This window comes from Xanthomonas sp. Leaf148 (genome assembly GCF_001423585.1).
Taxonomy (GTDB): domain Bacteria; phylum Pseudomonadota; class Gammaproteobacteria; order Xanthomonadales; family Xanthomonadaceae; genus Xanthomonas.
Genome location: NZ_LMOP01000001.1, coordinates 927,037 through 952,905, shown reverse-complemented (window position 1 = coordinate 952,905; position 25,869 = coordinate 927,037). Strand labels below are relative to the sequence as shown.

19 protein-coding genes and 1 pseudogene are annotated in these 25,869 nt (G+C 64.6%); 16 read left to right on the top strand and 4 right to left on the bottom strand.

Translation table 11 applies throughout. The features are described from left to right. Nucleotide 1: 1 nt before the first annotated feature. Nucleotides 2–1,210, bottom strand: coding sequence for a glycine C-acetyltransferase (kbl, locus tag ASF90_RS03930; protein ID WP_055846051.1), 1,209 nt, complete (start codon nucleotides 1,208–1,210; stop codon nucleotides 2–4). Nucleotides 1,211–1,302: 92 nt separating this feature from the next. Between kbl and ASF90_RS03925 the strand changes: the two are divergent. The 5 genes and pseudogenes from ASF90_RS03925 (at nucleotide 1,303) to ASF90_RS03905 (ending at nucleotide 6,258) form a co-directional block, all read left to right on the top strand. Next, nucleotides 1,303–2,399, top strand: a pseudogene (locus ASF90_RS03925) (sulfate ABC transporter substrate-binding protein). A 2-nt stretch (nucleotides 2,400–2,401) separates the two neighbouring features. Beyond that, complete coding sequence (cysT, locus tag ASF90_RS03920) at nucleotides 2,402–3,259, top strand: sulfate ABC transporter permease subunit CysT (protein ID WP_055846046.1); 858 nt, start codon at nucleotides 2,402–2,404, stop codon at nucleotides 3,257–3,259. After that, a complete protein-coding gene (gene cysW, locus ASF90_RS03915; protein ID WP_055846044.1) occupies nucleotides 3,256–4,209 on the top strand; it encodes a sulfate ABC transporter permease subunit CysW in 954 nt (317 codons plus the stop codon). Before cysT ends, cysW begins: the two co-directional genes overlap by 4 nt. A 7-nt stretch (nucleotides 4,210–4,216) precedes the next feature. Further along, the gene (locus ASF90_RS03910; protein ID WP_055846341.1) at nucleotides 4,217–5,248 is read left to right on the top strand and encodes a sulfate/molybdate ABC transporter ATP-binding protein; all 1,032 of its coding nucleotides are present in this window, start codon (nucleotides 4,217–4,219) and stop codon (nucleotides 5,246–5,248) included. A 293-nt stretch (nucleotides 5,249–5,541) separates the two neighbouring features. Then, nucleotides 5,542–6,258 (top strand): TorF family putative porin, encoded by a 717-nt coding sequence (locus ASF90_RS03905; RefSeq protein ID WP_055846041.1) that lies wholly within the window; start codon nucleotides 5,542–5,544, stop codon nucleotides 6,256–6,258. A 137-nt stretch (nucleotides 6,259–6,395) separates the two neighbouring features. Here the strand turns inward: ASF90_RS03905 and tdh are convergent, their stop codons facing one another. Both tdh and ASF90_RS03895 read right to left on the bottom strand, forming a co-directional pair. Continuing rightward, nucleotides 6,396–7,430, bottom strand: a complete 1,035-nt coding sequence (tdh, locus tag ASF90_RS03900) for an L-threonine 3-dehydrogenase (RefSeq protein ID WP_193552558.1) — start codon at nucleotides 7,428–7,430, stop codon at nucleotides 6,396–6,398. A gap of 606 nt (nucleotides 7,431–8,036) precedes the next feature. Next, nucleotides 8,037–10,361 (bottom strand): TonB-dependent receptor, encoded by a 2,325-nt coding sequence (locus ASF90_RS03895; protein ID WP_055846038.1) that lies wholly within the window; start codon nucleotides 10,359–10,361, stop codon nucleotides 8,037–8,039. A 194-nt stretch (nucleotides 10,362–10,555) separates the two neighbouring features. On the opposite strand from ASF90_RS03895, the gene ASF90_RS03890 reads away from it, so the two are divergent. From ASF90_RS03890 to ASF90_RS03835, 11 genes are all read left to right on the top strand, one after another. Continuing rightward, entirely contained in the window at nucleotides 10,556–12,637 is a 2,082-nt protein-coding gene (locus ASF90_RS03890; RefSeq protein WP_055846036.1) for a phospholipase C, phosphocholine-specific, read from the top strand. 387 nt (nucleotides 12,638–13,024) lie between these two features. Next, complete coding sequence (locus ASF90_RS03885) at nucleotides 13,025–13,669, top strand: histidine phosphatase family protein (RefSeq protein ID WP_055846033.1); 645 nt, start codon at nucleotides 13,025–13,027, stop codon at nucleotides 13,667–13,669. A 64-nt stretch (nucleotides 13,670–13,733) separates the two neighbouring features. After that, nucleotides 13,734–14,294, top strand: coding sequence for a hypothetical protein (locus ASF90_RS03880; protein ID WP_153066537.1), 561 nt, complete (start codon nucleotides 13,734–13,736; stop codon nucleotides 14,292–14,294). 862 nt (nucleotides 14,295–15,156) lie between these two features. After that, nucleotides 15,157–16,425, top strand: a complete 1,269-nt coding sequence (gene folC / locus ASF90_RS03870; RefSeq protein ID WP_082473393.1) for a bifunctional tetrahydrofolate synthase/dihydrofolate synthase — start codon at nucleotides 15,157–15,159, stop codon at nucleotides 16,423–16,425. A gap of 67 nt (nucleotides 16,426–16,492) precedes the next feature. Continuing rightward, entirely contained in the window at nucleotides 16,493–17,557 is a 1,065-nt protein-coding gene (locus tag ASF90_RS03865) for an SPOR domain-containing protein (protein WP_055846026.1), read from the top strand. A gap of 226 nt (nucleotides 17,558–17,783) precedes the next feature. After that, the gene (locus ASF90_RS03860; protein ID WP_055846024.1) at nucleotides 17,784–18,539 is read left to right on the top strand and encodes a CvpA family protein; all 756 of its coding nucleotides are present in this window, start codon (nucleotides 17,784–17,786) and stop codon (nucleotides 18,537–18,539) included. Between the two features lie 30 nt (nucleotides 18,540–18,569). Next, on the top strand, nucleotides 18,570–20,036 hold the full coding sequence (gene purF / locus ASF90_RS03855; protein WP_055846019.1) for an amidophosphoribosyltransferase: 1,467 nt from the start codon (nucleotides 18,570–18,572) through the stop codon (nucleotides 20,034–20,036). Beyond that, nucleotides 20,011–20,610, top strand: coding sequence for a hypothetical protein (locus tag ASF90_RS03850; RefSeq protein ID WP_055846017.1), 600 nt, complete (start codon nucleotides 20,011–20,013; stop codon nucleotides 20,608–20,610). Before purF ends, ASF90_RS03850 begins: the two co-directional genes overlap by 26 nt. Beyond that, nucleotides 20,607–21,413 (top strand): ferritin-like domain-containing protein, encoded by an 807-nt coding sequence (locus ASF90_RS03845; protein ID WP_055846014.1) that lies wholly within the window; start codon nucleotides 20,607–20,609, stop codon nucleotides 21,411–21,413. The genes ASF90_RS03850 and ASF90_RS03845 overlap by 4 nt, the downstream gene beginning before the upstream one ends. 1,402 nt (nucleotides 21,414–22,815) lie before the next feature. After that, nucleotides 22,816–24,069: a zinc-dependent metalloprotease gene (locus ASF90_RS03840; RefSeq protein ID WP_055846011.1), complete on the top strand. Its 1,254-nt coding sequence runs from the start codon at nucleotides 22,816–22,818 to the stop codon at nucleotides 24,067–24,069. A gap of 148 nt (nucleotides 24,070–24,217) precedes the next feature. Beyond that, the gene (locus ASF90_RS03835) at nucleotides 24,218–24,637 is read left to right on the top strand and encodes a hypothetical protein (protein ID WP_055846009.1); all 420 of its coding nucleotides are present in this window, start codon (nucleotides 24,218–24,220) and stop codon (nucleotides 24,635–24,637) included. Nucleotides 24,638–25,059: 422 nt separating this feature from the next. On the opposite strand, the gene lpxH is transcribed toward ASF90_RS03835, so the two are convergent. Next, entirely contained in the window at nucleotides 25,060–25,803 is a 744-nt protein-coding gene (gene lpxH, locus ASF90_RS03830) for a UDP-2,3-diacylglucosamine diphosphatase (protein WP_055846006.1), read from the bottom strand. Between the last annotated feature and the right edge of the window lie 66 nt (nucleotides 25,804–25,869).

The window sequence follows — 25,869 nt, the reverse complement described above, 5'->3', positions numbered from 1 at the left end:
CTCAGGCCTTGATGACGTCGAGTTCGCGGCCGATCTTGATGAAGGCGTCGATGGCCAGATCCAGATGCTCGCGGGTATGCGCGGCACTGATCTGGGTGCGGATACGAGCCTGCCCCTTGGGCACCACCGGAAAGAAGAAGCCGATGGCGTAGATGCCTTCTTCCAGCAGGCGCTCGGCAAACTTTTGCGCCAACGGTGCGTCGTAGAGCATCACCGGGCTGATCGGATGCACGCCGGGCTTGAGGTCGAAGCCGGCGGCGGTCATGCGCTCGCGGAAATAGCGGGTGTTGTCGACCAGTTGCGTGCGCAGGTCGCCGGCCGCTTCCAGCATGTCGAACGCCTTGATGCCGGCGGCTACCACGTGCGGCGGCAACGAGTTGGAGAACAGGTAGGGGCGCGAGCGCTGGCGCAGCAGTTCGATCACCTCGCGCTTTGCGGTGGTGAAACCACCCAGCGCGCCGCCCATCGCCTTGCCCAGGGTGCCGGTGAAGATGTCGATCTGGTCCAGCACGCCCTTGACCTCGGCCGAGCCGCGCCCGGTGGCGCCCAGAAAGCCGGTGGCGTGGCATTCGTCGATATGCACCAGCGCGTTGTACTTGCGCGCCAGCGCAGTGATTTCGTCCAGCGGCGCGATGAAGCCGTCCATCGAGAACACGCCATCGCTGGTGATCAGTTTGGTCTTGCAGCCGGCCGCATCGGCGGCCTGCAGCTGCGCTTCCAGATCGGCCATGTCGCAGTTGGCGTAGCGGAAGCGCTTGGCCTTGCACAGGCGCACGCCGTCGATGATGGAGGCATGGTTGAGCGCGTCGGAAATGATGGCGTCGTGCTCGCCGAGCAGCGGCTCGAACAGGCCACCGTTGGCATCGAAGCAGGCCGCATAGAGGATGGTGTCTTCGGTGCCGAAGAAATCGGCAATGGTGCGTTCGAGCTGCTTATGCAGATCCTGGGTGCCGCAGATGAAACGCACCGAGGCCATGCCGAAGCCGTGCGTGTCCAGTGCGTCCTTGGCGGCCTGGATGATGTCCGGGTGGTCGGCCAGGCCCAGGTAATTGTTGGCGCAGAAGTTGAGCACGCTGCGGCCGTCGGCCAGCGTGATCCGCGCCGACTGCGGGCCGGTGATGATGCGCTCGGACTTGAACAGGCCCTGGGACTGGATCGTCTCCAGTTCGGCGGCGTAGTGGGCGGTGAGCGCGGCAGGCGGACGGGTCATGGCGGTCGCTGTGGCAAAGAAAGAAGCGCAATGTTAACGATCACAATGGCATACCACTACGTCATGCAAAATCGGCATAAGCGGCGGCACTGATGTCATTTCACCGCCCGCGTGCCGCTGCGCAGCATGGCATGCTTGCTGTTCAGCTGCGCCCACCGGCCAGGAGATCGTTGTGACACACCCCCGTATCCGTCTTGCTTCCCTTCTTTGCACCCTCCTGGTTCTGGCCGGCCCGGCGGGGGCGCGCGACATCGGGCTGCTCAATGTGAGCTACGACCCTACGCGCGAGTTTTACCGCGACTACAACACGGTGTTTGCGGCGCAGTGGAAACAGCAGCACCCGCAGGACACGGTCACCGTGGAGACCTCGCATGGTGGCTCCGGCAAGCAGGCACGCGCGGTGATCGACGGGATCGAGGCCGACGTGGTCACGCTGGCGCTGGCGTATGACGTGGATGCCATCGCGCAGAAGGCCAAGCTGATCGATACCGATTGGGAGAAGCGACTGCCCGACAACAGCGCGCCGTATACCTCCACGATCGTGTTCCTGGTGCGCAAGGGCAACCCGAAGAACATCCACGATTGGCCGGACCTGCTGCGCTCGGGCGTGGCGGTGGTGACCCCCAACCCCAAGACCTCCGGTGGCGCGCGCTGGAACTATCTGGCTGCCTGGGCCTACGCCGATCACATCTTCAAGGGCGACCGCGAACGCATCCTGCGCTACATGCAGGCGCTGTTCCGCAACGTGCCGGTGCTGGATACCGGCGCGCGCGGCGCCACGACGACCTTCGTGCAGCGCGGCATCGGCGATGTGCTGCTGGCCTGGGAAAACGAGGCGTTGCTGGCGCGCGAAGAGTTGGGCAAGGACAAGTTCGAGATCGTGGTGCCGAAGTTGTCGATCCTGGCCGAGCCGTCGGTTGCGCTGGTCGACAAGAACGTGGACAAGCACGGTACGCGCGATGTGGCCGAGGCCTATCTGCGTTATCTGTACGCGCCGGAAGGCCAGAAGCTGGCCGCCAAGCATTTCTATCGCCCGCGCCACCCCGAATTCGCCGACCCGGCGGACCTGGCCCGCTTCCCGGACATCAAGCTGGTCACCATCCAGCAGGCGTTCGGCTCCTGGGATAAGGCGCAGCAGGAACACTTCGCCGATGGTGGCCTGTTCGACCAGATCCAGGCCAAGAAGTAGGCATGCAGACGTCGGTTGCACGCCCAGCGTCGCCATCGCGCCGACGCGTGATGCCGGGGCTGGGCCTGAGTCTGGGCATCACCCTGACCTGGCTCGGATTGATCGTGCTGATCCCGCTGCTGGGGATCTTCATCAAGACCAGCGGCCTGGGCTGGGAAGGCTTGTGGAAGGTGTGGAGCGAGCCGCGCGTGCTGTCGGCGCTGCGGGTGAGCTTTGGCACGGCCTTCGTGGCGGGCGCCTTCAATGCGGTGATGGGCACCTGGGTGGCGTGGGTGTTCGTGCGTTACAGCTTTCCGGGCAAGCGCTTGTTCGATGCGGTGATCGATCTACCGTTTGCGTTGCCAACTGCGGTGGCCGGCATTGCGCTGACCGCGTTGTACGGTGAAAACGGCTGGGTCGGGCGTTGGTTGGAGGCGATCGGCATCAAGGTGGCCTACACCCAGCTGGGCATCGTGCTGGCGCTGGTATTCGTGGGATTGCCGTTTGTGGTGCGGGTGGTGCAGCCGGTGCTGGCCGAGAGCGAGCGTGAGCTGGAAGCCGCCGCTGCCACGCTGGGCGCCTCGCGCTGGCAGACGGTGTGGCGGGTGGTGCTGCCGGGGTTGTGGCCGGCTGTGCTGACCGGGTTTGCATTGGCCTTCGCGCGTGGGGTGGGCGAGTACGGCTCGGTGATCTTCATCGCCGGCAATCTGCCCAATTCCACCGAGATCGCGCCGCTGCTGATCACCATCCGGCTGGAGGAATTCGACTATGCCGGTGCTACCGCAATTGCAGCGGCAATGCTGTTGCTGTCGTTCGTGATCCTGCTGCTGGTCAACACGCTGCAGGCACGCCTGCTGCGCTATCAACAGAGGCCCGCATGAGCAATGCTGCTTCGTCGCTGCCTTCCATGTTGCAGACCCGCACGATGACCGAGCAGGCGCGCCGCATCACCGACTCGGCCACCAATGAGCCGCGCTGGGTGCAGTGGTTGATGATTCTTGGGGCGCTGGTCTTTTTGCTGGCGTTCCTGCTGCTGCCGCTGGTGCTGGTATTTGCCGAAGCGCTGCGCGGCGGTTGGGACGTGTTTCTGCGCGCGGTGGTCGACCCGGATGCGTTGTCGGCGATCAAGCTGACGCTGCTGGTGACGGCGATCGTGTTGCCGTTGAATCTGATCTTCGGCGTTGCTGCGGCGTGGGCCATCAGCAAACATCAGTTCTGGGGCAAGCGTCTGCTGGTCAGCCTGATCGACCTGCCATTCTCGGTTTCGCCGGTGGTGGCTGGCTTGATCTTCGTGCTGATCTTCGGCCGTAGCGGTTGGGCCTGGCCGTTGATCGACGAAGGTTGGCGGGTGCAGTTGCCGGCCTTGGGCGAGCTGGTGATCCAGCTGCCGCGTATCGTGTTCGCGCTGCCGGGCATCGTGCTGGCGACGACCTTCGTCACCTTCCCGTTCATTGCGCGCGAGTTGATGCCGCTGATGGAGCAACAGGGCAGCGACGAAGAACTGGCCGCGCTGAGTCTGGGTGCGAATGGCTGGCAGATGTTTTGGCGCGTGACCTTGCCCAATATCCGCTGGGGCCTGTTGTATGGCGTGTTGCTGTGCGCGGCGCGTGCAATGGGCGAGTTCGGCGCGGTGTCGGTGGTGTCCGGGCATATTCGCGGGCGCACCAATACGCTGCCGCTGCATGTGGAAATTCTTTACAACGAATACGCCTACAGCGCCGCATTTGCGTGCGCGTCGCTGCTGGCCTTGACCGCGCTGCTGACGCTGGCGCTGAAGACGTATCTGGAATGGCGGCACGGCGATTCGCTGGCCGCCAACCACCGCCATTGAGGTGACCATGGGCATCCGCATCCACCGCCTGCGCAAGCAGTTCGAGACCTTCACCGCCTTGGACGACATCACCCTGGATGTGCGTCAGGGCGAGTTGCTGGCCTTGCTCGGCCCCTCCGGGTCGGGCAAGACCACGCTGCTGCGGATCATGGCCGGGCTGGAGCACGCCGATGGCGGGCAAGTGCTGTTCGGCGATGAAGATGCCACGCGTATGAGCGTGCAGTCGCGCCGGGTCGGTTTCGTGTTTCAGCACTACGCATTGTTCAAGCATATGGACGTGTTCGAGAACATCGCCTTCGGGCTGCGGGTGCGCCGCGGCAACGAGCGCTGGGCCGAAGCGCGTATCCGTGCGCGGGTGGAAGAACTGCTGGCGCTGGTGCAATTGCAGGGCCTGGAGCAACGCTATCCCACCCAGCTCTCGGGTGGGCAACGCCAGCGTGTGGCACTGGCGCGTGCGCTGGCGATCGAGCCGCGCGTACTGCTGCTGGACGAGCCATTCGGCGCGCTGGATGCGCAGGTGCGCCGCGATCTGCGGCGCTGGCTGCGCGCGCTGCACGAGCAGACCGGTCTGACCACGGTGTTCGTGACTCATGATCAGGAAGAAGCACTGGAACTGGCCGACCGCGTCGCCATCCTCAACCGTGGCCGCATCGAGCAACTCGACACCCCGGCGATGATCTACGACAAGCCGGCTTCGCCGTTCGTGTATTCGTTCGTGGGTGCGGTGAACCGCATTCCCGGTGTGCTGGCGCAAGGGCAGATCCAGGTGGCAGGTCACGCGTTGCCGGCAGCCAACGCCGCACTGGCCGCTGGCCCGGTCGAGGTGTACGTGCGTCCGGAAGATCTGGTGCCCGACGACGCCGGCTGGCCGGCCACGGTGGCCTGGTCGCAGCGTAGTGGGGCGCGCCTGCGCCTGCGTGCCACGCTGCAGCCGGCAGGCAATGAGGTGGAAGTGGAACTACCGGCCTCGGCAGGAAGCTTCGAACCCGGCCAACAGCTGCGACTGTCCGCACGGCACTACGGCGTGTTTCCAGCCTGATGCAGGCAGGTGGGCGACGCCCTGCGTCTGGATAAGCGATCGGCACCAAAGATTCGCCAAAGGCGTCTTGCTGTGGCTGTTGCGAATCTCGACTCCCCACTCCCCAATCCCCTCCATCAAGATTCGGCCCGATCGGTCGATGAAACAGGCATCTGACCAGCGCATCGGCGACCAGAGATGTGCGCTGGATCGAGCGAGCGCGACTTTTATGTTGCGCTGCAATGACAGTTGGACTAAGAAGTCATTGCAGTCTTCGCTCGCCAACCGACCGCCCATCGTTTCAGGAGATGCCCATGAAGCCTTCCCCGCTCGCTTGTTGTCTGTCGTTGCTGCTGTTGGGTGTGGTGCCGCTTGCACAGGCACAGGACGAAGAAGCGCCCGCGTCGCCGCTCAGCGGCACCTTTGCGGTGACCAGCGATTACCTGTTCCGCGGTATCTCGCAGACCAACGAAGAACCCGCGTTTCAGGCCGGGCTGACCTACAAATTGCCGTACGGGTTCTACGTCGGCACCTGGGCCTCCAATGTCGATTTCGGCGCTGGCGATCCGGATTGGGAAGTGGACGGCTTTGTCGGCTACAACACCGATCTGAGCACCAATTTCAATCTCGACGTGATGGTGAACCGCTACCAGTACCTGGGCGCGGGCGCTTCCAACTACGCCGAGCTGATCACCAAAACCACGTTCCTGAAGACCTACAGCCTGACCGTTGCCTACACCAACGATCTGTACGGCACCGACACCGATGGGTATTACTACGCACTGGACGCCAACTGGGCGTTGCCGCATGACTTCACCGTTGGCGCGCACGCCGGGCACAGCATTTACACCTCGGCGCTGAGCCAGGTGGACCACGACTACAACGACTTCGGCGTGAACGTGGGCAAGACCTTCGGCCCGCTGGGTTTGACCGTGGGCTATTACGACACCAGCGAAGCGGCCGAATTCGGCTTCGGGCGGCAAAATTCGCAGAACCATCTGGTGGCGACCGCCACCGTCACCTGGCCGTGAGTGCGATGCGTTAAACGCGTGGCTGATGCATGCGTGGCGGGCGATGACTGCCACGCGTGATGTAGCTGTCGGACACCGAACACGCGACATGCAAAAGGCGCCTTGCGGCGCCTTTTGCGTTGCTCACTGCCGCTCGGTCAATTCCAACTCAATACGACCTTGCCGGCCTTGCCTTCTTCCATCAGGTCGAAGCCTTTCTGGAAGTCGTTGATCGGCAGTTGATGCGTCAGCACTTTTTGCAGCGGGAAGCCCGACAGCACCAGCTGGGTCATCTTGTACCAGGTCTCGTACATCTTGCGGCCGTAGATGCCTTGCACGGTGAGGCCCTTGAAGATGATCTTGTCCCAGTCGCAGCCGGCGCCGCGCGGCATGATGCCGAGCATGGCGATCTTGCCGCCGTGGTACATGCAATCGAGCATGTCGTTGAACGCGCGCGGGTTGCCGCTCATTTCCAGGCCGACGTCGAAACCTTCCATATGCAGGTCCTTCATCACCTCCTTCAACGAGGTGTTGGACACGTTGACCACGCGCGTGGCGCCCATGTCGGCGGCCAGCTTCAGACGGAAATCGTTGACGTCGGTGACCACCACGTTGCGCGCACCGATGTGCTTGCAGATGCCGGCGGCAATGATGCCGATCGGGCCGGCGCCGGTGATCAGCACGTCTTCGCCGATGACATCGAACTCCAGCGCGCAATGCGCGGCGTTGCCGTACGGGTCGAAGAACGCGGCCAGCTCGGAGGGGATCTGGTCCGGGATCGGCCACAGGTTGGACGCCGGCATCACCATGTATTCGGCGAATGCACCGTTGACGTTGACGCCGATACCCACCGTGTTGGGGCACAGGTGCGGGCGGCCACCACGGCAGTTGCGGCAATGACCGCAGACGATGTGGCCTTCGGCCGAGACGCGCTGGCCGACCTGGTAACCGGTGACTGCCGAACCGAGCTCGGCCACACGGCCGACAAACTCATGGCCGATGGTCAGGCCAGGCGTGATGGTGCGCTGGCTCCATTCGTCCCACAGGTAGATATGCAGATCGGTGCCGCAAATGGCGGTCTTTTCCAGCTTGATCAGCACCTCGTTGGGGCCGGGCGTGGGCACGGGAACCTGCTCCATCCAGATGCCTTTGTTCGCTTCGCGCTTGACCAGCGCCTTCATCGTCTGCGCCATCTGGCGGGGCCTGCTGAGTAAAAGTAAGTGGCCGATTATATGCGGGGCGAGGTGGCTGCCATGCGGCGGTGCAAGAACCGGTCTGCAGTGATGGCTGCCGTTCGGGTGGGCGCTGGATGGGGTGGGGGCCGCATGCGTGAGGGTTGGCTGACGACTGCTGCCCCCATCCGCCCTGCGGGCACCTTCCCCCGCTGGCGGGGGAAGGGCGGGGATGCCAGAGAAGCAGGGCACGTTGAGAAGGCGAATACGTCGACAAGTCGACAAGGCCAGAAGGCTCGCAGGCGAGAGGGCCAGGAGGCAAGAAGGCGAGAGGGCGATAGAGCGATAGAGCGATAGAGCAAGGAGGCCAGATGGCGAGAAGGCGAGAAGGCGAGAAGGCAAGAGGACGAGGAGGATTGGGTCGGGCTACGCAGCGGCGGATCGACGCAAGACCAGGCGATCGTCCGCATGCCTTCTCCCGCGTGCGGGAGAAGGTGGCGCGCAGCGCCGGATGAGGGGTGCCTCAGGCAGTCAGCCGCCCAGCCGCGTCGCCATGCGCCCTCGCTTGGCGCCCGTCTTCTCACCCCAAGCTCTTCCCCAGCGGGAGAGCGGCGATTGCAGGGCTGATCAGAACTTCACGTCCAGACTCATGAAGTACTGGCGTGGGGCGCCGACCACCATGGTCTGGTTGTAGCCGTCCGGATCGGAAGCGACGTAGCCGTTGGTGCCAGTGCTGGCGAAGTAGCGCTTGTCGGTGAGGTTGGTGATGTTGAGCGCCAGGGCGATATCCGCCACGCCGCCGACGCGACCGAAGTCGTAGCGCGCACCGGCGTTGAACAGCCAGTACGAGGGCACCTGCGAATCGTTGAGAAAGGTGATGTAGCGCTTGTCGACGTACTTGCCGTCCAGATCCAGGCGCAGGTTACCCAGCTGATAGCTGGCGCTGGAAGAGAACATCAGCGCCGGGATGCCAACCACGTCCTTGCCCGAGGTCGCGACCACACCGTTGTTGAGGTAATCGTCCTGATAGCGCGAGCGATTCCACGACAGCGAGTTCAACCAGCTCAGGCCGTCGGTCGGGCGCCACATCACCGCCAGATCCGCACCGGCGCTATGCACCGCGCCGACATTGCTCAGGATCGAAGCGCAGGTCTGCACCGCGCTGCACGGCGAGGTGGTCAACAGACGGTTGGAGAACTTGGTGAAGTAGGCATCGGCCGAGAGCTGGAACTGCTCGTCCTGCATGCGGTAGCCCATCTGTACGGTTTGCGACTCTTCCGGCTCCAGCGTGGAGCGGCTGCGATCGAACGCGGCCTGCGAGGTGGCGAACGGGGTGAACCCGAAGGCGGCGATGTTCTTGCTGTAGGACGCGTAGATGTCCTGCCGTTCGTCGAGTTTGTAGTTCACGCCGACTTGCGGCAGAAAGCTGTCTTCGGCACGAATGCGGCCTTGCGCCAGTGATGTGGTGGGCACCAGCGACTGCGCGCGCGTGGTGGTGTTGAGCGCCTTTGCGCCGTAGTTCAACGTCAGGCGGTCATCGAGCAAACGCACGGTGTCCTGCACGTAGAGCATGCGGGTCTGGGTGGTGTAGCGCTGCAGAAAATCGCGGCGGAACGGGGTCTGCGCTTCGTACACGTTGTACAGCGAGGTGTAGCCCTCGTTGCCGAGCGCGAAGTAGTTGCGGCCCTGCGTGGTGCGCGCATTCTCGGCCCACACGCCGGCTTCCAGATCGTGAGTGCCCCACGACCATTTCAGTGCGCTGGTACCGCCGAAACGGTCCAGGCCATAGTCGGTGGTGCGCATCGACACCGGAATCTGCGCCGAGGTGACGACATACGGCGTGACCCACTGTCCTTCGCCGCGATTGGCGTGGTAGTAGCCGGTGGCATCCAACGTGACACCGCCGAACACGAACGTGCCCGACAGGCCGGCAAGATTGTCGCGGCGCAGGCCGCCGCCGGCGTAGTAACTGGCATCGAGCCAGCTGTAGTCGCTGGGCAATCCGGCCAGCGATTGCGGGTAACCGTTGGTCACGCCGCTGGTGGCGCCGGTGCTCTGGTAGGCGCGCGCCATCTGTACGGCGGTGGCCCAATCCGGTTGCAGGTAGTCGTAGTCCCAGCCCAGTGCGCGCTGGCTGGTCAACGACAGATCCATGTAGTCGTATTCCTTGCGCCGCGAGGTATCCAGGAACAGGCTCAGACGATTGCCGTCGCCCCACTGGTACACGGTCTTGAGGTTGGCCTGTTCGGATTGCTGATCGCCGAAGCCTTTCCACTTGTCGGTAGTGGCATTGGCGTAGGACAGGTACGCCGACAAGCCATCGCGATCGCCCGTATCGGCGCGCACGAAGGTGCGTCGCGTGGCATCGCTGCCCACCGTCTGCACCAGCCGCGCGCCGGGCGTGGTCTGCGGATCGGCGGAGTAGAACTGCATGGTGCCGCCGAGGTTGGTGTTGGACGCGGTGCCGAGTGCGCCGGCGCCTTGTGCGATCTCTACCGAGCCGAGGTTTTCGGAAATGATGGCGCGGGTGATGTGCAGGCCGTTGGTGACGCCGTAGCTCATGTTGCCCAGCGGAATGCCGTCGAGCGTGTAGCCCAGGCGGCTCTGGTCGAAGCCATGCAGGGTGACCTGGGTGGACCACTCGTAGGTGCCGAACGGATCGGCGGACTGGAACTGCACGCCGGGCAGTTTTTCCACCGCCTTGAAGGCGCTGCTGCCTGGCGTCAGCTGCTCGATATCCTGCCGGCTGATGCGCTGCACCTGCCGCGTGCTGCCTTGCGAGACCACGTTGATCGCATCCAGCTGAGTCGCGTTGCTTGCGGCATCGGCGGACGTGACCGGTGCGTCCGCCACGCTGGCAGCGACCGGATTGGTGGCGTGCGCAATGACGGGAAGCAGCGCGGCGAGGGCGAATGCCAGTGGCGTGACATGGAAACGACGGGCGGGAGTCATGGGGGAGTCCTATTCGAGCGCGGCTGAGGGCGGACGCACGGTGCAAGACCGGCGTTTCGCGACGCAGGGTGTCAATGGCTCATGAAACATTGATGACGGTGGCTGTCGCAAAACTGTCGCGTAGGCCCGCTATACGTGTCGTGTGCGGCCGCCGTGTGCGCTGCACGTCACCGACTTTTGCAGGGTTTTTCGTCATGACGTCATCTTCTTCGCGCCGCGATTTCCTCAAGCGCGTTGCTGCGCTCACTGCCGCCGGGGCATTGCCGTCGTCGATCGGTCGCGCGCTGGCACTGCCAGCCAATGCACGGACCGGCACGCTGCGCGATATCGAACATGTGGTGATCCTGATGCAGGAGAATCGCTCGTTCGATCATTACTTCGGCACGCTGCGCGGTGTGCGCGGGTTCGGCGATCCGCATGCGCTGCAGTTGCGCGATGGTCAGCCGGTGTGGAGTCAGCCGGCGCCCGATGGGCGCCGACTGCTGCCGTTTGCCTTCGATGCGCAAACCACGAGCGCGCCGCTGATCAAAAGCCTGGATCATTCGTGGAAAGCCGGCCACGGGCAGGACCCGGCGCGCTGGGCCGAATACGACGCGTGGGTGCCCTACAAGGGCGAGTTGACGATGGGCTACTTCCAACGTCACGACATTCCGTACTACCACGCACTCGCCGACGCGTTCACCATCTGCGATGGCTATTTCTGCTCGATGCACGGGCCAACCAATCCCAATCGCATGTATCTGTTCACCGGCACCAGCGGCCTGAGCGTGGGCGATACCCGCGCGCAGGTGGCCGACAACGCCGATGACGGCAACTGGACCGCCGACATGGCGCGCGACAAACCTGGTTACGCGGCGATGGGTTGGACGACCTATGCGCAGCGCTTGCAGGCGGCCGGCATCGATTGGCGCGTGTATCAGGAGTACGACAATTTTGGCTGCAACTCGTTGGCGTATTTTGCGTACTACCGCGGGCTCGACACAGCTGACGAACGATATCGCCGCGCGCGTGCCTGTGTGCCTGGATCCACCGCAGACAATGCAGCCAGCACCCAGGCCGACCACCTGATTGCCGCGATCGCCGCCGACGTGCAGGGCAATCGCTTGCCGCAGGTGTCGTGGATCATTCCGCCGACTGCATATTGCGAACATCCCGAAGCGCCGCCGGCTTACGGCGAATCGCTGGTGGCGCGGTTGATCGATGCGCTGACCTCCAATCCGCAGGTCTGGGCGAAAACAGCCTTGATCATCAATTACGACGAGAACGACGGCTTTTTCGACCATGTGCCGGCGCCATTGCCAGCGCTGGACGCGCGCATGGGCCGCAGCAATGTCGATGTGCGCGGCGAGGCCTACAACGGCGTGCCGGTGGGCCTGGGCATCCGCGTACCGATGCTGGTGATTTCGCCATGGACGCGTGGCGGTTGGGTCAATTCGCAGGTGTTCGATCACACTTCGGTGCTGCGGTTGCTGGAACGTCGCTTCGGTGTGGCCGAGCCGAATATCAGCCCGTGGCGTCGCGCGGTCAGTGGCGATCTCACCAGCGTGTTCGATTTCCGCAAGCCGGACGATTCGGCGCTGAGCGCATTGCCGTCTATCGGCGACTACCGCGCACGCACGGCGGCGCTACGCAACAAGCCATTGCCGGTGCCGCCGACCAACGCCGTCATGCCGCGACAGGAGCCCGGCCAACGCCCGGCGCGCGCGTTGCCATATGCCGCACAGGTGCACGCACGCGTGCAGGACGATGGCGCGCTGCAGTTGCAGTTCGTCAACACCGGGACGGCTGCGGCGGCATTCAACGTCTACACCAGCGCGTCCACCGGCGGGCCGTGGTACTACACGGTATTACCTGGTACCCGGCTCGATGACGTGCCGATGGGCGCCGCGCACGACGGCGCATATGCGCTGCGCGTGCACGGGCCGAATGGATTTCTGCGCGAATTTGCCGGCGATCTGGCGACCACGCCGCAACCAGCGGCAGCACCGTGGCTCGAAGCGCGCCAGGACGGCGGCACGCTGATCCTGGAGATCGGTAACGCCGGGCAACAGCCTTGCACGCTGCAACTGCGCGCGCTGGACTACGCAGATCCGAGCCCGCGCGCGCTGCAACTTTCTGCAGGTCAGCGCCAGATCCTGCAGTTGCCGCTCGCCGCAAGCGACCACTGGTATGACGTGGTCGTCGAGCAACCGGGCGGCGCGTTCCGGCGGCGTCTGGCCGGCCATCTGGAAACCGGCAAGCCCAGTCGCAGCGATCCGGCGTTCGGGCGCGTCTGAGTGCGCCTGGCAGAGTGGCGGATATTGGCCCGGAACAGCGCCCTGCCGTATCGGGACGCGTACTGCGTGCAAGGGCTGCAGGTCCAGCGTGGCGGCGCTGTTCGCTGCATCGCGCGCGTGACACCGGCACACAGCGGCCGATCTCCAGGTTGAACGCGCCGGCACCGCTGCCGGCCTCGACAAGTTCACCAGGACCCGAGGATCGGAAGCGTACAGCCTCAGCTTGGAGGATCTAGAGGCTCAGATGGGGTGCGTAACGGCCGCGCGCGGCGGTCAGCAGGGAACAGGGCGTGCGCTGAAGCGCAGAGGGAAGGGGCGGGGAGCGGTTATGATGCGGTCCGGTTTCGCCGCGGCGTGCCGGCCCCTCCCCCAAGGAACTCTCAGCGCATGCGCATCCTGCTTGCTCGTCACGGCGAGACGCCGTGGAACGCCGAAGGCCGTTACCAGGGCCAGATCGATATTCCGCTGTCGCCGGTTGGCGAAGGCCAGGCACGTGCGTTGGGCGAGCGGCTGCAGGCGCTGCAGATCACCCGTGCGGTCGCTTCGCCGCTGTCGCGCGCGCAGGCCACTGCCAAAGCTGCATTGGGCGCATCGCGCGAAAGCCTGCTGCAGACCGATCCGGACCTGCAGGAAATTGCCCATGGGGAGTGGGAAGGCCTGCTGGCCAGCGAGATCAACGACAAGGACCCCGCGCGCCTGCGCGCCTGGCGCGAAGAGCCGGACACCGTGCTGATGCCGGGCGGCGAATCGCTGCGTCAGGTGCTGGACCGCAGCTGGCGCGGACTGACGCGCGCGGCCGATGGCCTGGGCGCCGACGACACCTTGCTGGTGGTCGCGCACGACGCGGTCAACCGCGTGATCCTGTGCAAGATCCTGGGCCTGCCGCTGTCCAAGCTGTGGAGCTTCCGCCAGGCCCCGACCACGCTCAACCTGCTCGAAGGCGACGACGTCGATCACCTGGAAGTGGTGCGCCTCAACGACTGCGCGCACCACACCCCGTTCTTTGGGGAAGCCAAGCATCGGGCGTTGTAGTAACACCAGGGTCAGTGTGTTGCTCAAGGATGGCGGCTAAGTCACTTACTCCGGTGTCTCAAGCATGAGAGATTTTGGTAATCGTTTTCGTGTTTTATTACTGTTTGTGACGCCGGTGGCGTTGCTTTTCTTCGCTAATTCTTTCAAGTTCCTTCCGCCGGCCAACGCCTTGATCGACCTCACCCTCGTGGTGTTCGGTTTCACCGCGTTAACCCTGTTTGGCGCGCTGCTCTGGGCCAATGCCAGTGGCAGGCTCCAGCGTCAGTTGCAGCGAATCGGTATCGAACGCTGTATCTTTCGCTGGCTGATGTCCACGATGGTGATCGGGCTGGTGGTATGGGCGCTGGTCGTCAGGATTGTGCCTTGGGTATGGACTGAGGCGTTCGGCAGCACGTATTCAGAGCAAGTGCTCATACATTCGGCGCCGAAAAGCCTGATGTGCCCTTACGCACTCAGGATTTCCCCATTGCCTCATGGGATACCTGTGCGGCTTTGCATTCGCGAGCACGAAATGATGAGCTTCCCGAATGGTGCGGTGAGTGCGGTCATCCAAGGGAAGCGCTCCTCGCTGGGTTCCACAGTGCATGACTACTATCCCGCCGCACCGCAGGCAGCGGTACCTTAGCCATTGTGGTGTGCTGTATGCGCCAGTGCCACATTCATTGACCTCTTTGTTTTTCTAGGATGGATGAGATATCACTGCCCCGCTTGCCTATGTGCGGTCCAACGAAAATTTCAAGGGTTGTGCAGTGAAGTGAAAGCTGTTTGCTTGGATGAAGGCAGCTTCCGTATTCCTCCTGTTGGGCCTGATCTTGCTCGGCGCATTTGCCGATTCCATACCGGCGCGAGTTCATGCAAGGACGCTATTGGAGATGACTATTCCTGATTGTCGGCATCGTGCTAACAGTGCTGCGACATAAATACAGTCGTCGTCTTGTTCGACCAGCGGACATGGAAGGCCAGGGACGCGTCTTTGTATGTATTCATGCTCTTCGGGACACTAATGATGCTGGGTTTTCTGTCCAGGCTGTTGCGCAAAAACAGTGCCTTGGTCGCTGACTTTCGCCATCGGTGGTGGGTTTGAAGAACCGTAGGTTATGCAGAGCTGCTATCAATCGAGCAGACACTTTTGCGGGTATCGGTTGCGTGGCGGACCAATGGAGTATGCGTTTCCAAGTTACCTCTGCATCAGCGAAAGCCTGTACCGCCGCTATCCCGAGCAACAGATTGCAGTGACATTGAAAGGCCAGCGCTCGATGTTCGGCTAACGTATCGATGAGATTTACGGGGCGCAGTAAGGGGTATCGTCGCCCAGCTGTCTCCACTCTGGCACGTAAGTCTCTTATCCCTGTATACCTTCGCCGGTTGCCGCGGCACACAGCAGGTGTCAACGCTTGCGATTTACGCTGGAGCGGGCTTGCCTGCATTGGTCCAAGACTCCATCAACCGGGATAATGTCTGCCGCCCGCACGACATCAGGTAACCCCGTGACCACTCCCACCACACTCACCGACTGGCTCGCCTACATCGAGCAGCAACACCCCAGCAGCATTGCGATGGGGCTGGAGCGCGTGCGCGAGGTGGCTGCGCGGCTGCAGATCGAGGCGCCGGCCAAGCATGTCATCGTTGTGGGTGGCACCAACGGCAAGGGCTCGACGGTGGCTTTTGTCGAGGCGATCGGCCGCGCCGCTGGGTGGAAGGTGGGGGCGTACACGTCGCCGCATCTGCTGCGTTACAACGAGCGTGTGCGCATCGATGGTGTCGATGCGAGCGATGCCGCGCTGGTCGCCGCATTTGCGGCAGTGGAGGCGGCGCGTGGCACGACGCCGCTGACCTATTTCGAGTACGGCACGCTGGCGGCGCTGTGGCTGTTTCAGCGGTCCGAACTTGACCTGGCGGTGCTGGAAATCGGCCTGGGTGGGCGCCTGGATGCGGTCAACCTCATCGATTCGGATGTGGCGGTAATCACCACCGTGGATATCGACCACACCGACTGGCTAGGCGAGGACCGCGAGGCGATCGGCGCCGAGAAGGCGGGCATCATCCGCGCGTGGAAGCCGGTGGTGCTGGGCGAGATCGACCCGCCCTCCAGCGTGCTGCGCCGCGCCTACCAACTTGGTGCCAACGCGATCCGCGCCGGCAGCGATTACTTCTTCGAGCCGATCGACGCCCAGCATTGGCGCTGGCGCGATGTGGCGGTGCGCCTGGAGCTGCCGATGCCGGCATTGCAGGCCCCGGTGCAACTGGCCAACGCCGCCGCCGCCATCGCTGCGCTGCAGGCGTTGCCGGTGGAGCTGCCGCAAACGGCATGGGCGCAGGGCATCGCCGATGCTCAGGTAGCGGGGCGCCTGCAGCGCAGCGACGTCGCTGGCGTGGAGGTGCTGCTGGATGTTGGGCATAACCCGCAGGCCGCGCGCGCGCTGGCGCAGGCGCTCGGCGCGCAGCCAATTGCCGGCAGCACGCATGCGATCTACGCGGCGCTGGCAGACAAGGACGTCTCGGCGGTGGTGGAGGCAGTGGCCGCGCAGATCGATCATTGGGCATTGGCCGGCTTGGAAGGTGCGCGTGGCCAGTCTGCACAGGCTCTGCAGCAGCGCCTGCAAGGCACGGTTGCTGCGCAGGCGCCATGCCATGACACCGTCGCCGGCGCCGTGCAAGCGGTGCTCGCCATGGCCAACCCGGGCGACCGCGTGCTGGTGTTTGGCTCGTTTCATACCGTTGCCGACGCGCTGAACGCACTTCGTTCAGCCCACTAGGGTCGGCGAGGTGGCGCCGGCCTTATAATCGCCGCGGCACCCCGCCACGCCTGTAGCTCTCTTTACTGTGGACACTGCTCTGAAACAGCGACTGATTGGCGCCATCGTTCTGGTGGCGCTTGCCGTGATCTTCCTGCCGATGCTGGTCAAGGGCCCCGCGCCGTCGAGCGGTGTCGCCGATGTGCCGCTGGAGGCGCCTGCCGCGCCCGGCAATGGCGAGTTCGAAACCCGCGAATTGCCGCTGGTCACCCCTGGCAATGCGCCGGCGGGTGGTGCGCTGGGCATGGCTGGTGCCCCCAGCGCTCCGGCGGCGGTGCAGGACAACCCGGACGCAGCCGACCTGGTGAACCCCAGCAGCGCGCCGTCTGCGCCGGACGTGGCGGCCGGCAACTACGCGGTGAATTTTGGTGCGTATGCCACCAGCGCCGACGCCGATGCGGTGATCGCGCGGCTCAAGCAGGCTCAATTGCCCGGCTTCAGCGAGAAGACCCAGATCAATGGCCGCCCTGCCTGGCGCGTGCGCGTGGGGCCGTATGCCGATCAGGCCCAGGCCGAATCGGCCAGGCTGCAGGCAGTGAAGGTGCGCGGCGACGTCAATGCGCAGGTGGTGACGTTGGACGCCAATGCCGCCGCACCGGCGCCGGTTGCGACGCCAACGCCCGCGTCGGCCGCAAAACCCAGCAGCAGCGTGGCCGCTGCCAGCGCGCCTGCCGCGCCCAAGACCGAAAGCCTGCCGCCGGAACCGGCCAAGCCGGTCGCCGCCGCTCCCAAGCCGGCCGAAGCGACCAAACCTGCACCGCCCAAGCCGGAAGTCGCCAAGGTAGAACCGGCCAAGCCCGAGCCTGCGAAGCCCGTTGCCGCCGCACCCACCGCGCCGGCGGCCCCTGCCGCGAGCGGCGTCGGGTTTGCCGTGCAGCTGGGCGCGTTCGGCCGCGCCGAAGACGCCAATGCCCTGCGCGACCGCGTGCGCGCTGCCGGCTTCAGCGCCTTTGTCGAACAGGTCCGTACCGACAAGGGCGCGCTCAACCGCGTGCGCGTCGGCCCGGTTGCCAACCGTGGCGATGCCGAGCAGTTGCGCGCGCAGGTCGCGGCCAAGGTTGGCATTTCCGGCATGGTGCGTCCGCATCCTTGAGATGAGCGCAACGCGTCGCGCCGCCACGCAGCGAGCGCGACAGCGGTGCGAATCGGTGGGAGCCACGCGTCCCGTCCACGTGTTGTAGGCACCGCAGTGGCGGATGATCAGCGCTGGCATCTTTCGGCCATACCCGCAATTTCGACAGCCTCACGCCCACGGAGGGGAAGGCAATGATCAGCAAGCCACGTTGGACCGGCGCATGCGCCGCGCGGAGACCTCGCCAATGATCGACATGGTGCTGGGCGTCATCATTCTGGTGTCGGCCCTGTTGGGCTTGCTGCGCGGCTTTGTCGCCATCGTGGTTGGGACCTTGTCGTGGTTGCTGGCGGGCTGGGCCACATTTCTGTTTGGCGGCGCGGCTGCGCGTTGGTTGGCCGATGGCAAGCACCCATCGGCCACCGAGTCGTTTGGTGGCTACGCCATGGTGTTTGTCGGTGTGCTGATCAGCGTGGCGGTGATCGGCATGGTCATTCGCGCCGGCGTGGATGCGGTCAAGCTCGGCGGGACCGACCGCATGCTCGGGTTCGGTCTGGGCGTGGTGCGTGGCGGGTTTCTGGCCAGCGTGTTGGTGCTGCTGATGGGCTTTACGCCGTTGCCGCGTGAGCCGGCGTGGCGGCAATCGGTACTGTTGCCGATGCTGCAGCCCGGCGCCGGCTGGATGCGAGCGCAACTGCCGGCCTGGCGCATGCCGTCGATGGACATGCCATCCATGGAACTCGGCAACTTGCCCACGGAGTTGGGGAAGTTGCCCTCGACAGGCGATAATACCGACCTGGGCAAAATGCTGTCCGGGTCCGGCTTGAGCGACACCGTGTCGCGGGCGCTCGGTAAACCTGGCAAACCCGGCAATGCCGCCAGCGACGGACGCGATCCGGCGCAGGCGATGCCGGCCAATATCGATCCGGCGCAGGTTCGCGGCGGAGAAAGCGACCCGGCTCGGGTCGAATCCCAAGGCCAGGCACGGCCACCTTCACAGTAACGGCGCAAGCCGCAGCGGAGAACGCGCACCATGTGTGGCATCGTCGGTATTGTCGGCAACCAAAACGTCGCCGGGCAACTTTATGACGGCCTGACCGTCCTGCAGCATCGTGGGCAGGACGCCGCAGGCATCGCCACCGCCGACGGCACGCGCTTGCGCGTGCAAAAAGCCAATGGCCTGGTGCGCGATGTCTTTGACGAAAAGAAGATGGCGGTGCTGGAAGGCCGCGTCGGCATTGCGCATTGCCGCTACCCGACCGCAGGCTCGGAAGGCATGGACGAGGCGCAGCCGTTCTATGTCAATTCGCCCTACGGCATCGCGCTGGCGCACAACGGCAACCTGATCAACACCGAGGCCTTGCGCCAGCAGGTGTTCGAAGCCGACCGCCGCAACATCAACACCGATTCGGACAGCGAAGTGCTGCTGAACGTGTTTGCCTACGAGCTGGACGCACAGCGCATGCTGACCCCCGAGGCGGCGATCCGCGCGGTGGCCGGCGTGCACCGTCGTTGCAAGGGTGGCTACGCGGTGGTGAGCGTGGTGCTGGGTCTGGGTCTGGTGGCGTTCCGCGACCCGCACGGCATCCGTCCGCTGGTGCTGGGCAAGCGCGAGCATGCCGAAGGTACCGAATACATCGTGTCCTCCGAATCGGCGGCGCTGGATATTCTTGGCTACCAGCGCGTGCGCGACGTGCGCCCCGGCGAGGCGATGGTGATCACCGCGCGCGGCGAGCTGTTCTCGGAAGTCTGCGCAGCCCCGACCATCAATGCGCCGTGCATCTTCGAGTACGTGTACTTCGCGCGTCCCGATTCGATGATCGACAACATCTCGGTGCACAAGGCGCGCATGCGCATGGGCCTGAAGTTGGGCGAAAAGATCCTGCGCCTGCGCCCGGATCACGACATCGATACCATCATTCCGATCCCGGACACCTCGCGCGATGTGGCGCTGGAAATGTCCAACGTGCTCGGCGTGAAATACCGCGAAGGCTTCGTCAAGAATCGCTACGTGGGCCGCACCTTTATCATGCCGGGGCAGGGCGAACGGCAGAAATCGGTGCGTCGCAAGCTCAACCCGATCCACCTGGAATTCCGCAACCGCGTGGTGCTGCTGGTGGACGATTCCATCGTGCGCGGCACCACCAGCCGGCAGATCGTGCAGATGGCGCGCGATGCTGGTGCGCGCAAGGTGTATCTGGCCTCGGCCGCGCCGCCGGTACGCTATCCCAACATCTACGGCATCGACATGCCGGCCGCCGAAGAACTCATCGCCCATGGCCGCAGCGAGCTGGAAATCCAGGAATTTCTCGGCTGCGACTGGCTGATCTACCAGGACCTGGAAGATCTGGAAGTGGCGGTGCGCGAAGGCAACCCGGACATCAAGCAGTTCGATTCCTCGTGCTTCAACGGCGAGTACATCACCGGCATCGAGCCGGGCTATTTCGAACGCATCCAGCAACTGCGCTCGGACGATGCCAAGAAGCGTCGCCGCGCCTGAACTGCTGCGTCGCCGCGGCCACCTGACCGTGGTCGCTGCCGGGGTGGCAGCGCTGCTGGCGGGCTGCGCCGCCGATGACGCTGCGGCGATCCGCACGCTGGACGACCCGCGTTTGCGCAACGGGCAGGTGCCTGTTGCGCTGAGCACCACCCTGGACATGCAATTGGATTGGCAGCAACAGGCCGTGCTGGACCCCGCATTCGCCACGCCTGCCGGCGCGCAGCGGCTGGATCTAGCCGGCGCCACGCGCGTGGGCGAGTCACTTGTTGTCGTGCGCCTGCGCGAGGCCGCCGCCGCTGCGTCAGCGGATTTGGCGGAATGGACGTACGCGGTGGATTGCCGCAGCGACCAGGCGCGCTTGCTCGGTGCAGGAATCGGTATTGGTGCGGGTGGCCCGGGCGCGCTGCCGTCATCGGTGCCAGCGCCTGCGCAGGCCGATCGCATGCGTCTATTCGCGCTGGTGTGTGCCAAACGCACGGCCTGCGAGTTGCGGATCAAGGCAAACGCCTGCGATCAGGTACGTGCCGCATCGCTCGCGGCACTGGGGCAGCAACAGGTGCGGCAGGCGCCGTGATCACCGATCTGTTCGACGCCGCACGCGCCTGCCTGGATGCTGCCGATCCGCTGCAAAAAGTCGCGCTGACGCAACAGTACGCGGCCACGTTTCGCGATGGCGAGCTGCGGTTGAATGCGGCCGCGCTAGCGCCTGCGCCGATCTGCATGCCGGGCCGGCCGGCCACACCGGCACTGGTGCATCCGCGCGAGTTGCCGCGGCGGGGACTGGGGACAGTGGAAGGGCGCGCGGCCTTCATCCATGCGATTGCGCATATCGAACTCAATGCGATCGATCTGGCCTGGGACGCGGTCTATCGCTTCCGCGGCCTGCCCGATGAGTTCTATGCCGATTGGGTTGCGGTGGCCGACGACGAATCCCGCCACTTCATGTTGCTGCGCGCGCGCTTGCAGGCGCATGGACACGACTACGGCGACTTTGCCGCGCACAACGGCTTGTGGGAAATGTGCGAGAAAACCGCGCATGACGGTCTGGCGCGCATGGCGCTTGTGCCGCGAGTGCTGGAAGCGCGCGGCCTGGACGTGACACCGGCGATGATCGTCAAATTGCGCTCGCTCGGTGATGCCGCCACGGCCGAGGTGCTGGAGACCATCCTGCGCGAGGAAGTTGCGCACGTCGCGGCCGGCTCGCGCTGGTACCGCTGGTATTGCGCGCAGGCCGGTATCAAACCACGGGCGCGCTTCAAGGCGTTGCTGCGCGAATACGCCGGCGGCTACCTGCATGGCCCGTTCAATCTGCAGGCGCGGCTGCTTGCCGGTTTCGACGAAGACGAGCTGGCCGATCTGGTGGAGCAGGCCGGCTGAGTAAGTGGGTTGATCGTGCTGTTGTGGAGCGGAACACACACATGCCTGGTCAGGCACTGGCCGCAGAGTGGCGCGGTACGTGCGCTTGGTGTAGTCGGAGCTTCGCAAGCTGCGCTGGTCGATGCCGCGGTGCCCTCACCAATCGTAAGACACGCCGTGAATCCCATCGCTGCCGCCTCTGGAGCCCGTAAGCGCTGAAAACACCGCATCAGAGCCTTGCTCGATTGCTCGGTTGAAAACCAGACACAACGACCATCACGACGGGTCCTTGCCCGCTCACCGTCGCGGGACCTTACGCGGCATGGATGCCGCGTAAGAGCCTCCAGGGACGGATTCACGGCGTGTCCCGCGATGGTGGGCGGGCAAGGGCCCTGCAGNACCATCTCGACTGGTCCTTGCCCGCCCACCGTCGCGGGACCTTACGCGGCATGGATGCCGCGTAAGAGCCTCCAGGGACGGATTCACGGCGTGTCCCGCGATGGTGGGCGGGCAAGGGCCCTGCAGATAAAACGCAGATCAAGCGCTCCGCAACCGACCCAGTCAAAGCACCCAAGCTTCCTAAGACAACGGAGAGCTCCATGGATGGATGCACGGCGTGTCCCGCGATGGTGAGCGGGCAAGGGCCCTGCAGATAAAACGCAGATCAAGCGCTCCGCAACCGACCCAGTCAAAGCACCCAAGATTCCCAAGATAGCGGAGAGCTTCATGGATGGATTCACGGCGTGTCCCGCGATGGTGGGCGGGCAAGGGCCCTGCAGATAAAGCGCCGATCAAGCGCTCCGCAACCGACCCAGTCAAAGCACCCAAGCTTCCCAAGACAGCGGAGAGCTCCATGGATGGATGCACGGCGCGTCCCGCGATGGTGGGCGGGCAAGGGCCCTGCAGATAAAACGCAGATCAAGCACTCCGCAACCGACCCAGTCAAAGCACCCAAGCTTCCCAAGAAACCGAGAATCCCTCGCTGTTAGAGCGGCTGACAAAACGCCGCGAGCGAGAGGCCGATGGCTGCAGAAGGCGCACCCAGAACCGGCATCCCGCATGTCCACCTGATGCAGACCCAGCCGAACAATACCGACACCCGGCTGATCGACGCGTAGTGGTGCGTTACCGGCTCTCAGTCTGTCGATGCACCTGCGTGAACCGGCTAACTCTCGCCGCCGCGATATCCGGGGTGCGGCACAACGCACGCGCATCACCGCCACCCCGGGCGACCGGAACTGTGCGCTACGTCGTTGCGCATGCGCGCCGGAATCGCATCCAGTCATCGGCAAGCATCACAGAAATGTAATTTTCTTTTGCAACAACTTGCATTCGGTACATTCCGGCGCGCCCTAATGGCGTCCCGGGGACAGGGGCCCGGTGTTTCGCACCCGTTGCTTCCATGTCTTAGGAGAGAGAGACGATGAAGTCGAAGTCGATGTGCACCACAGTGGGTCTGATCGCCATGTGCCTGGCCGGATCGGCTGCCGCTGCCGGCAAGCCGCTGTATCAGACCGGCCCGGCACTCAGCCGCGGCGCCGCGGCAACCGCCACCGCAGAACCCTCGTTGCAACGCCTGTTGAGCGCCCCGTCCACCACCAACGCACAGGTGGTGCAGCTCGACGCCGGTGCAGTGGTTGCCGGTGAAAAACTGCTGGAATTGCAGCTGGATGGCCAGACCATCACCGCCACGCAGGCCAAGGTGGATGCGTTGGAAGGCGGCGATAGCGTGTGGTACGGCAACCTCGGCCCGCGTGCTGGCACCCGTGCACGCACCTTGTCGGGCGTGGATCCGCTGAACTCGGCCATCCTGGTGCGTAGCGGCGACACCGTCACCGGCACCATTCGCTACGCCGGCAAGCTGTATCGCCTGCGTCCGCTGGCCGATGGCCGCCATGTGCTGGTGCAGGTCGACGAGCAGCGCATGCCGCAGGAACATCCGGCCGAATACAGCCTGCTGCCCAAGTTCGACATGCCTGGCGATGGGCGCGTGACCGCGGCGGCGGCCTCATCCGGCAGCCCGGCCACCATCCGCGTGCTGGTCGTGGCCACCAACAAGGCGGTGACGGCGTACGGCGGCAACATGCAGTCGCTGGTGCAACTGGCGGTGGCCGAAGCCAACCAGGGCTACATCAACAGCAATGTCGGCATCACCTTGCAGCTGGCCCGCTATGAGACCACCAGCTACACCGAAACCGGCAACTTCACCACCGACCTGCAGCGCTTCCGCGTCACCAATGACGGTTACATGGACAGCATCCACACCAGCCGCAACACCTACACGGCCGATGTGGGCGTGATCGTGCTGGACAACAGCAGCTACTGCGGCTTGGCCTCGGGCATCGGCTCCACGGCCGCCAGCGCCTTCGCATCGGTGTACTGGGATTGCGCCACTGGCTACTACAGCTTTGCGCATGAAATCGGCCATCTGCAGAGCGCCCGCCACGATTCCACCAACGACCCGAGCACCTCGCCATACGCCTACGGTCACGGCTATCGCTACGGCAACAGCTGGCGCACCATCATGGCCTACGACTGCACCAGCGGCTGCCCGCGGCTGAACTACTGGTCCAACCCCAACATCAGCTACAACGGCGTGCCCATGGGCAATGCCAGCACCGCCGACAATCAGCGCGTGCTGGTCAACACCAAGGCCACGATCGCCGGCTTCCGCTGATCTTTGCGGCTTTCGCCGATTCCTTGTGTGATTGCGATGGCCCGGCACCGACAGGTGTCGGGCCATTGCGCTACACCCGAGCGCGGTGATCGCGCAGACTAGACGCACCGTCGGCACCTGCCGGCCACGTCCCGTCAGCGGAGCACTCATGTCCATGTCCTCGCGTTATGCGCTGCTGTGCCTGGCCGCGCTGGCAGTTGCCGGATGCAAACAGCAACCTGCCGAGCCCGCCGCCACTCCACCCAAGCCCGCAGTTGCGGCGCCAGCGCCGACCACCGAAAACGCTGCCGAAGCGCGTGCGTTGCAGGTACTCGAAACGCGCTTGCAGAGCGACAAGGTGTACCCGGACAACTGCATCAGCATCATGGCCGAGCAAGACGATTCGCCATCGCCGGACGTGTTTGAATTTGCCGTGCACGAACGCCACGGCGACGGCTGCCCAGGCGATCCGCAGACCAGCCCGGTGCGTGACCGCTTCCGCGTCCAGGCCGACGGCACACTGTTCTGGTACGACGTGGTCAATGCGGATTTCGTCGACTACGCCGAGCGTGCGCGCAGCATGCAGTGACGCGTTGAAGTGGTTTGGTCAGGCAGGAGTCCGCGCCCGCGTTGGGTTGCCGCCGGGCGCTGAGAATTGAGGATTCCCGTACCAAAGCGCGCTATTGCTAGCGGCGTCCGTTGTCGATGAGCGTCGCCAAGTGCGGCCCTTCAACAGCGCGATTCATCGATATGTCCGATGCCGGGTGGACTCGCTGCGACACTCGGATTGAAATGCGGAACGCGCGCGCTGCGTCGTTTTGAGCGCGCTCTTCATTGGCTGGCCTTACCGAACGTCCTTGCCGGTATCCAGTCGCACGCCGTCGTGCTTGCGAAGCATGAGGCACGATGGGCCTGCGATGCGGATAGCAGCGGCAACGCATGCACAACCGGTGGCGTCACGGCTCACCGCGGCGCGATCCCCGCATGCAGGTGCAGCTGCGAGTGCCGGATCTAAAGCGGCAACTGCTCCAGCGCAACGCCATCGGCGTCCACCCGCAGCACCGAACCTTGCTCGTACCAGTCGCCCAGCACGATGCGCGTGCAGGTGTTGCCACCGGCTTGCAGGGTGTGGATTGCAGGGCGATGGGTATGGCCGTGGATCATCCGATCCAGCCCGTACCGCACGAAGGTCGCTTCCACCTCGGCCGGCGACACGTCGGTGACGGTTTCGAGCTGCGCCTGGTCGCCCTGCTTGAGTTCGGCGTAGCGGGCCTGGCTAGCCGCACGCGCCTGCTGCGCGAACGCCACGCGCGCTGCCAGCGGCTGCGCCAGAAACTGCGCCTGGAACGCCGGGTCGCGCGTCTGCGTGCGAAACGCCTGGTAGGCGGTGTCGTCGGTGCACAGCAGGTCGCCGTGCATCAGCAGCGTCGTATGGCCGTAGAGATCGATCACGGTGGGGTCGGGCAGGATGCGGAAGCCCGCGCGCTGTGCGTAGGCATCGCCCACCAGGAAATCGCGGTTGCCCGGCATGAAGAAGACCGGGACGCCGGAATCGGCCACTGCGTGCAGTGCCACCGCCACCTCGTCTGCCGCGGTGGACGGCGTGTCATCGCCGATCCAGGCTTCGAACAGATCGCCAAGGATGTAGAGCGCATCGCTACCGGGCACCTGCGTCCGCAGGAAATCCAGAAACAGCGCGGTGATCGCCGGCCGGGCCGGATCCAGATGCAGGTCGGAAATGAACAGTGTCGTCATCGCGCCATTGTACGGCGCGACCGCCGGATGGCGAGGCGCGGGAACTGCGATTGCGTGAGCGGGCGA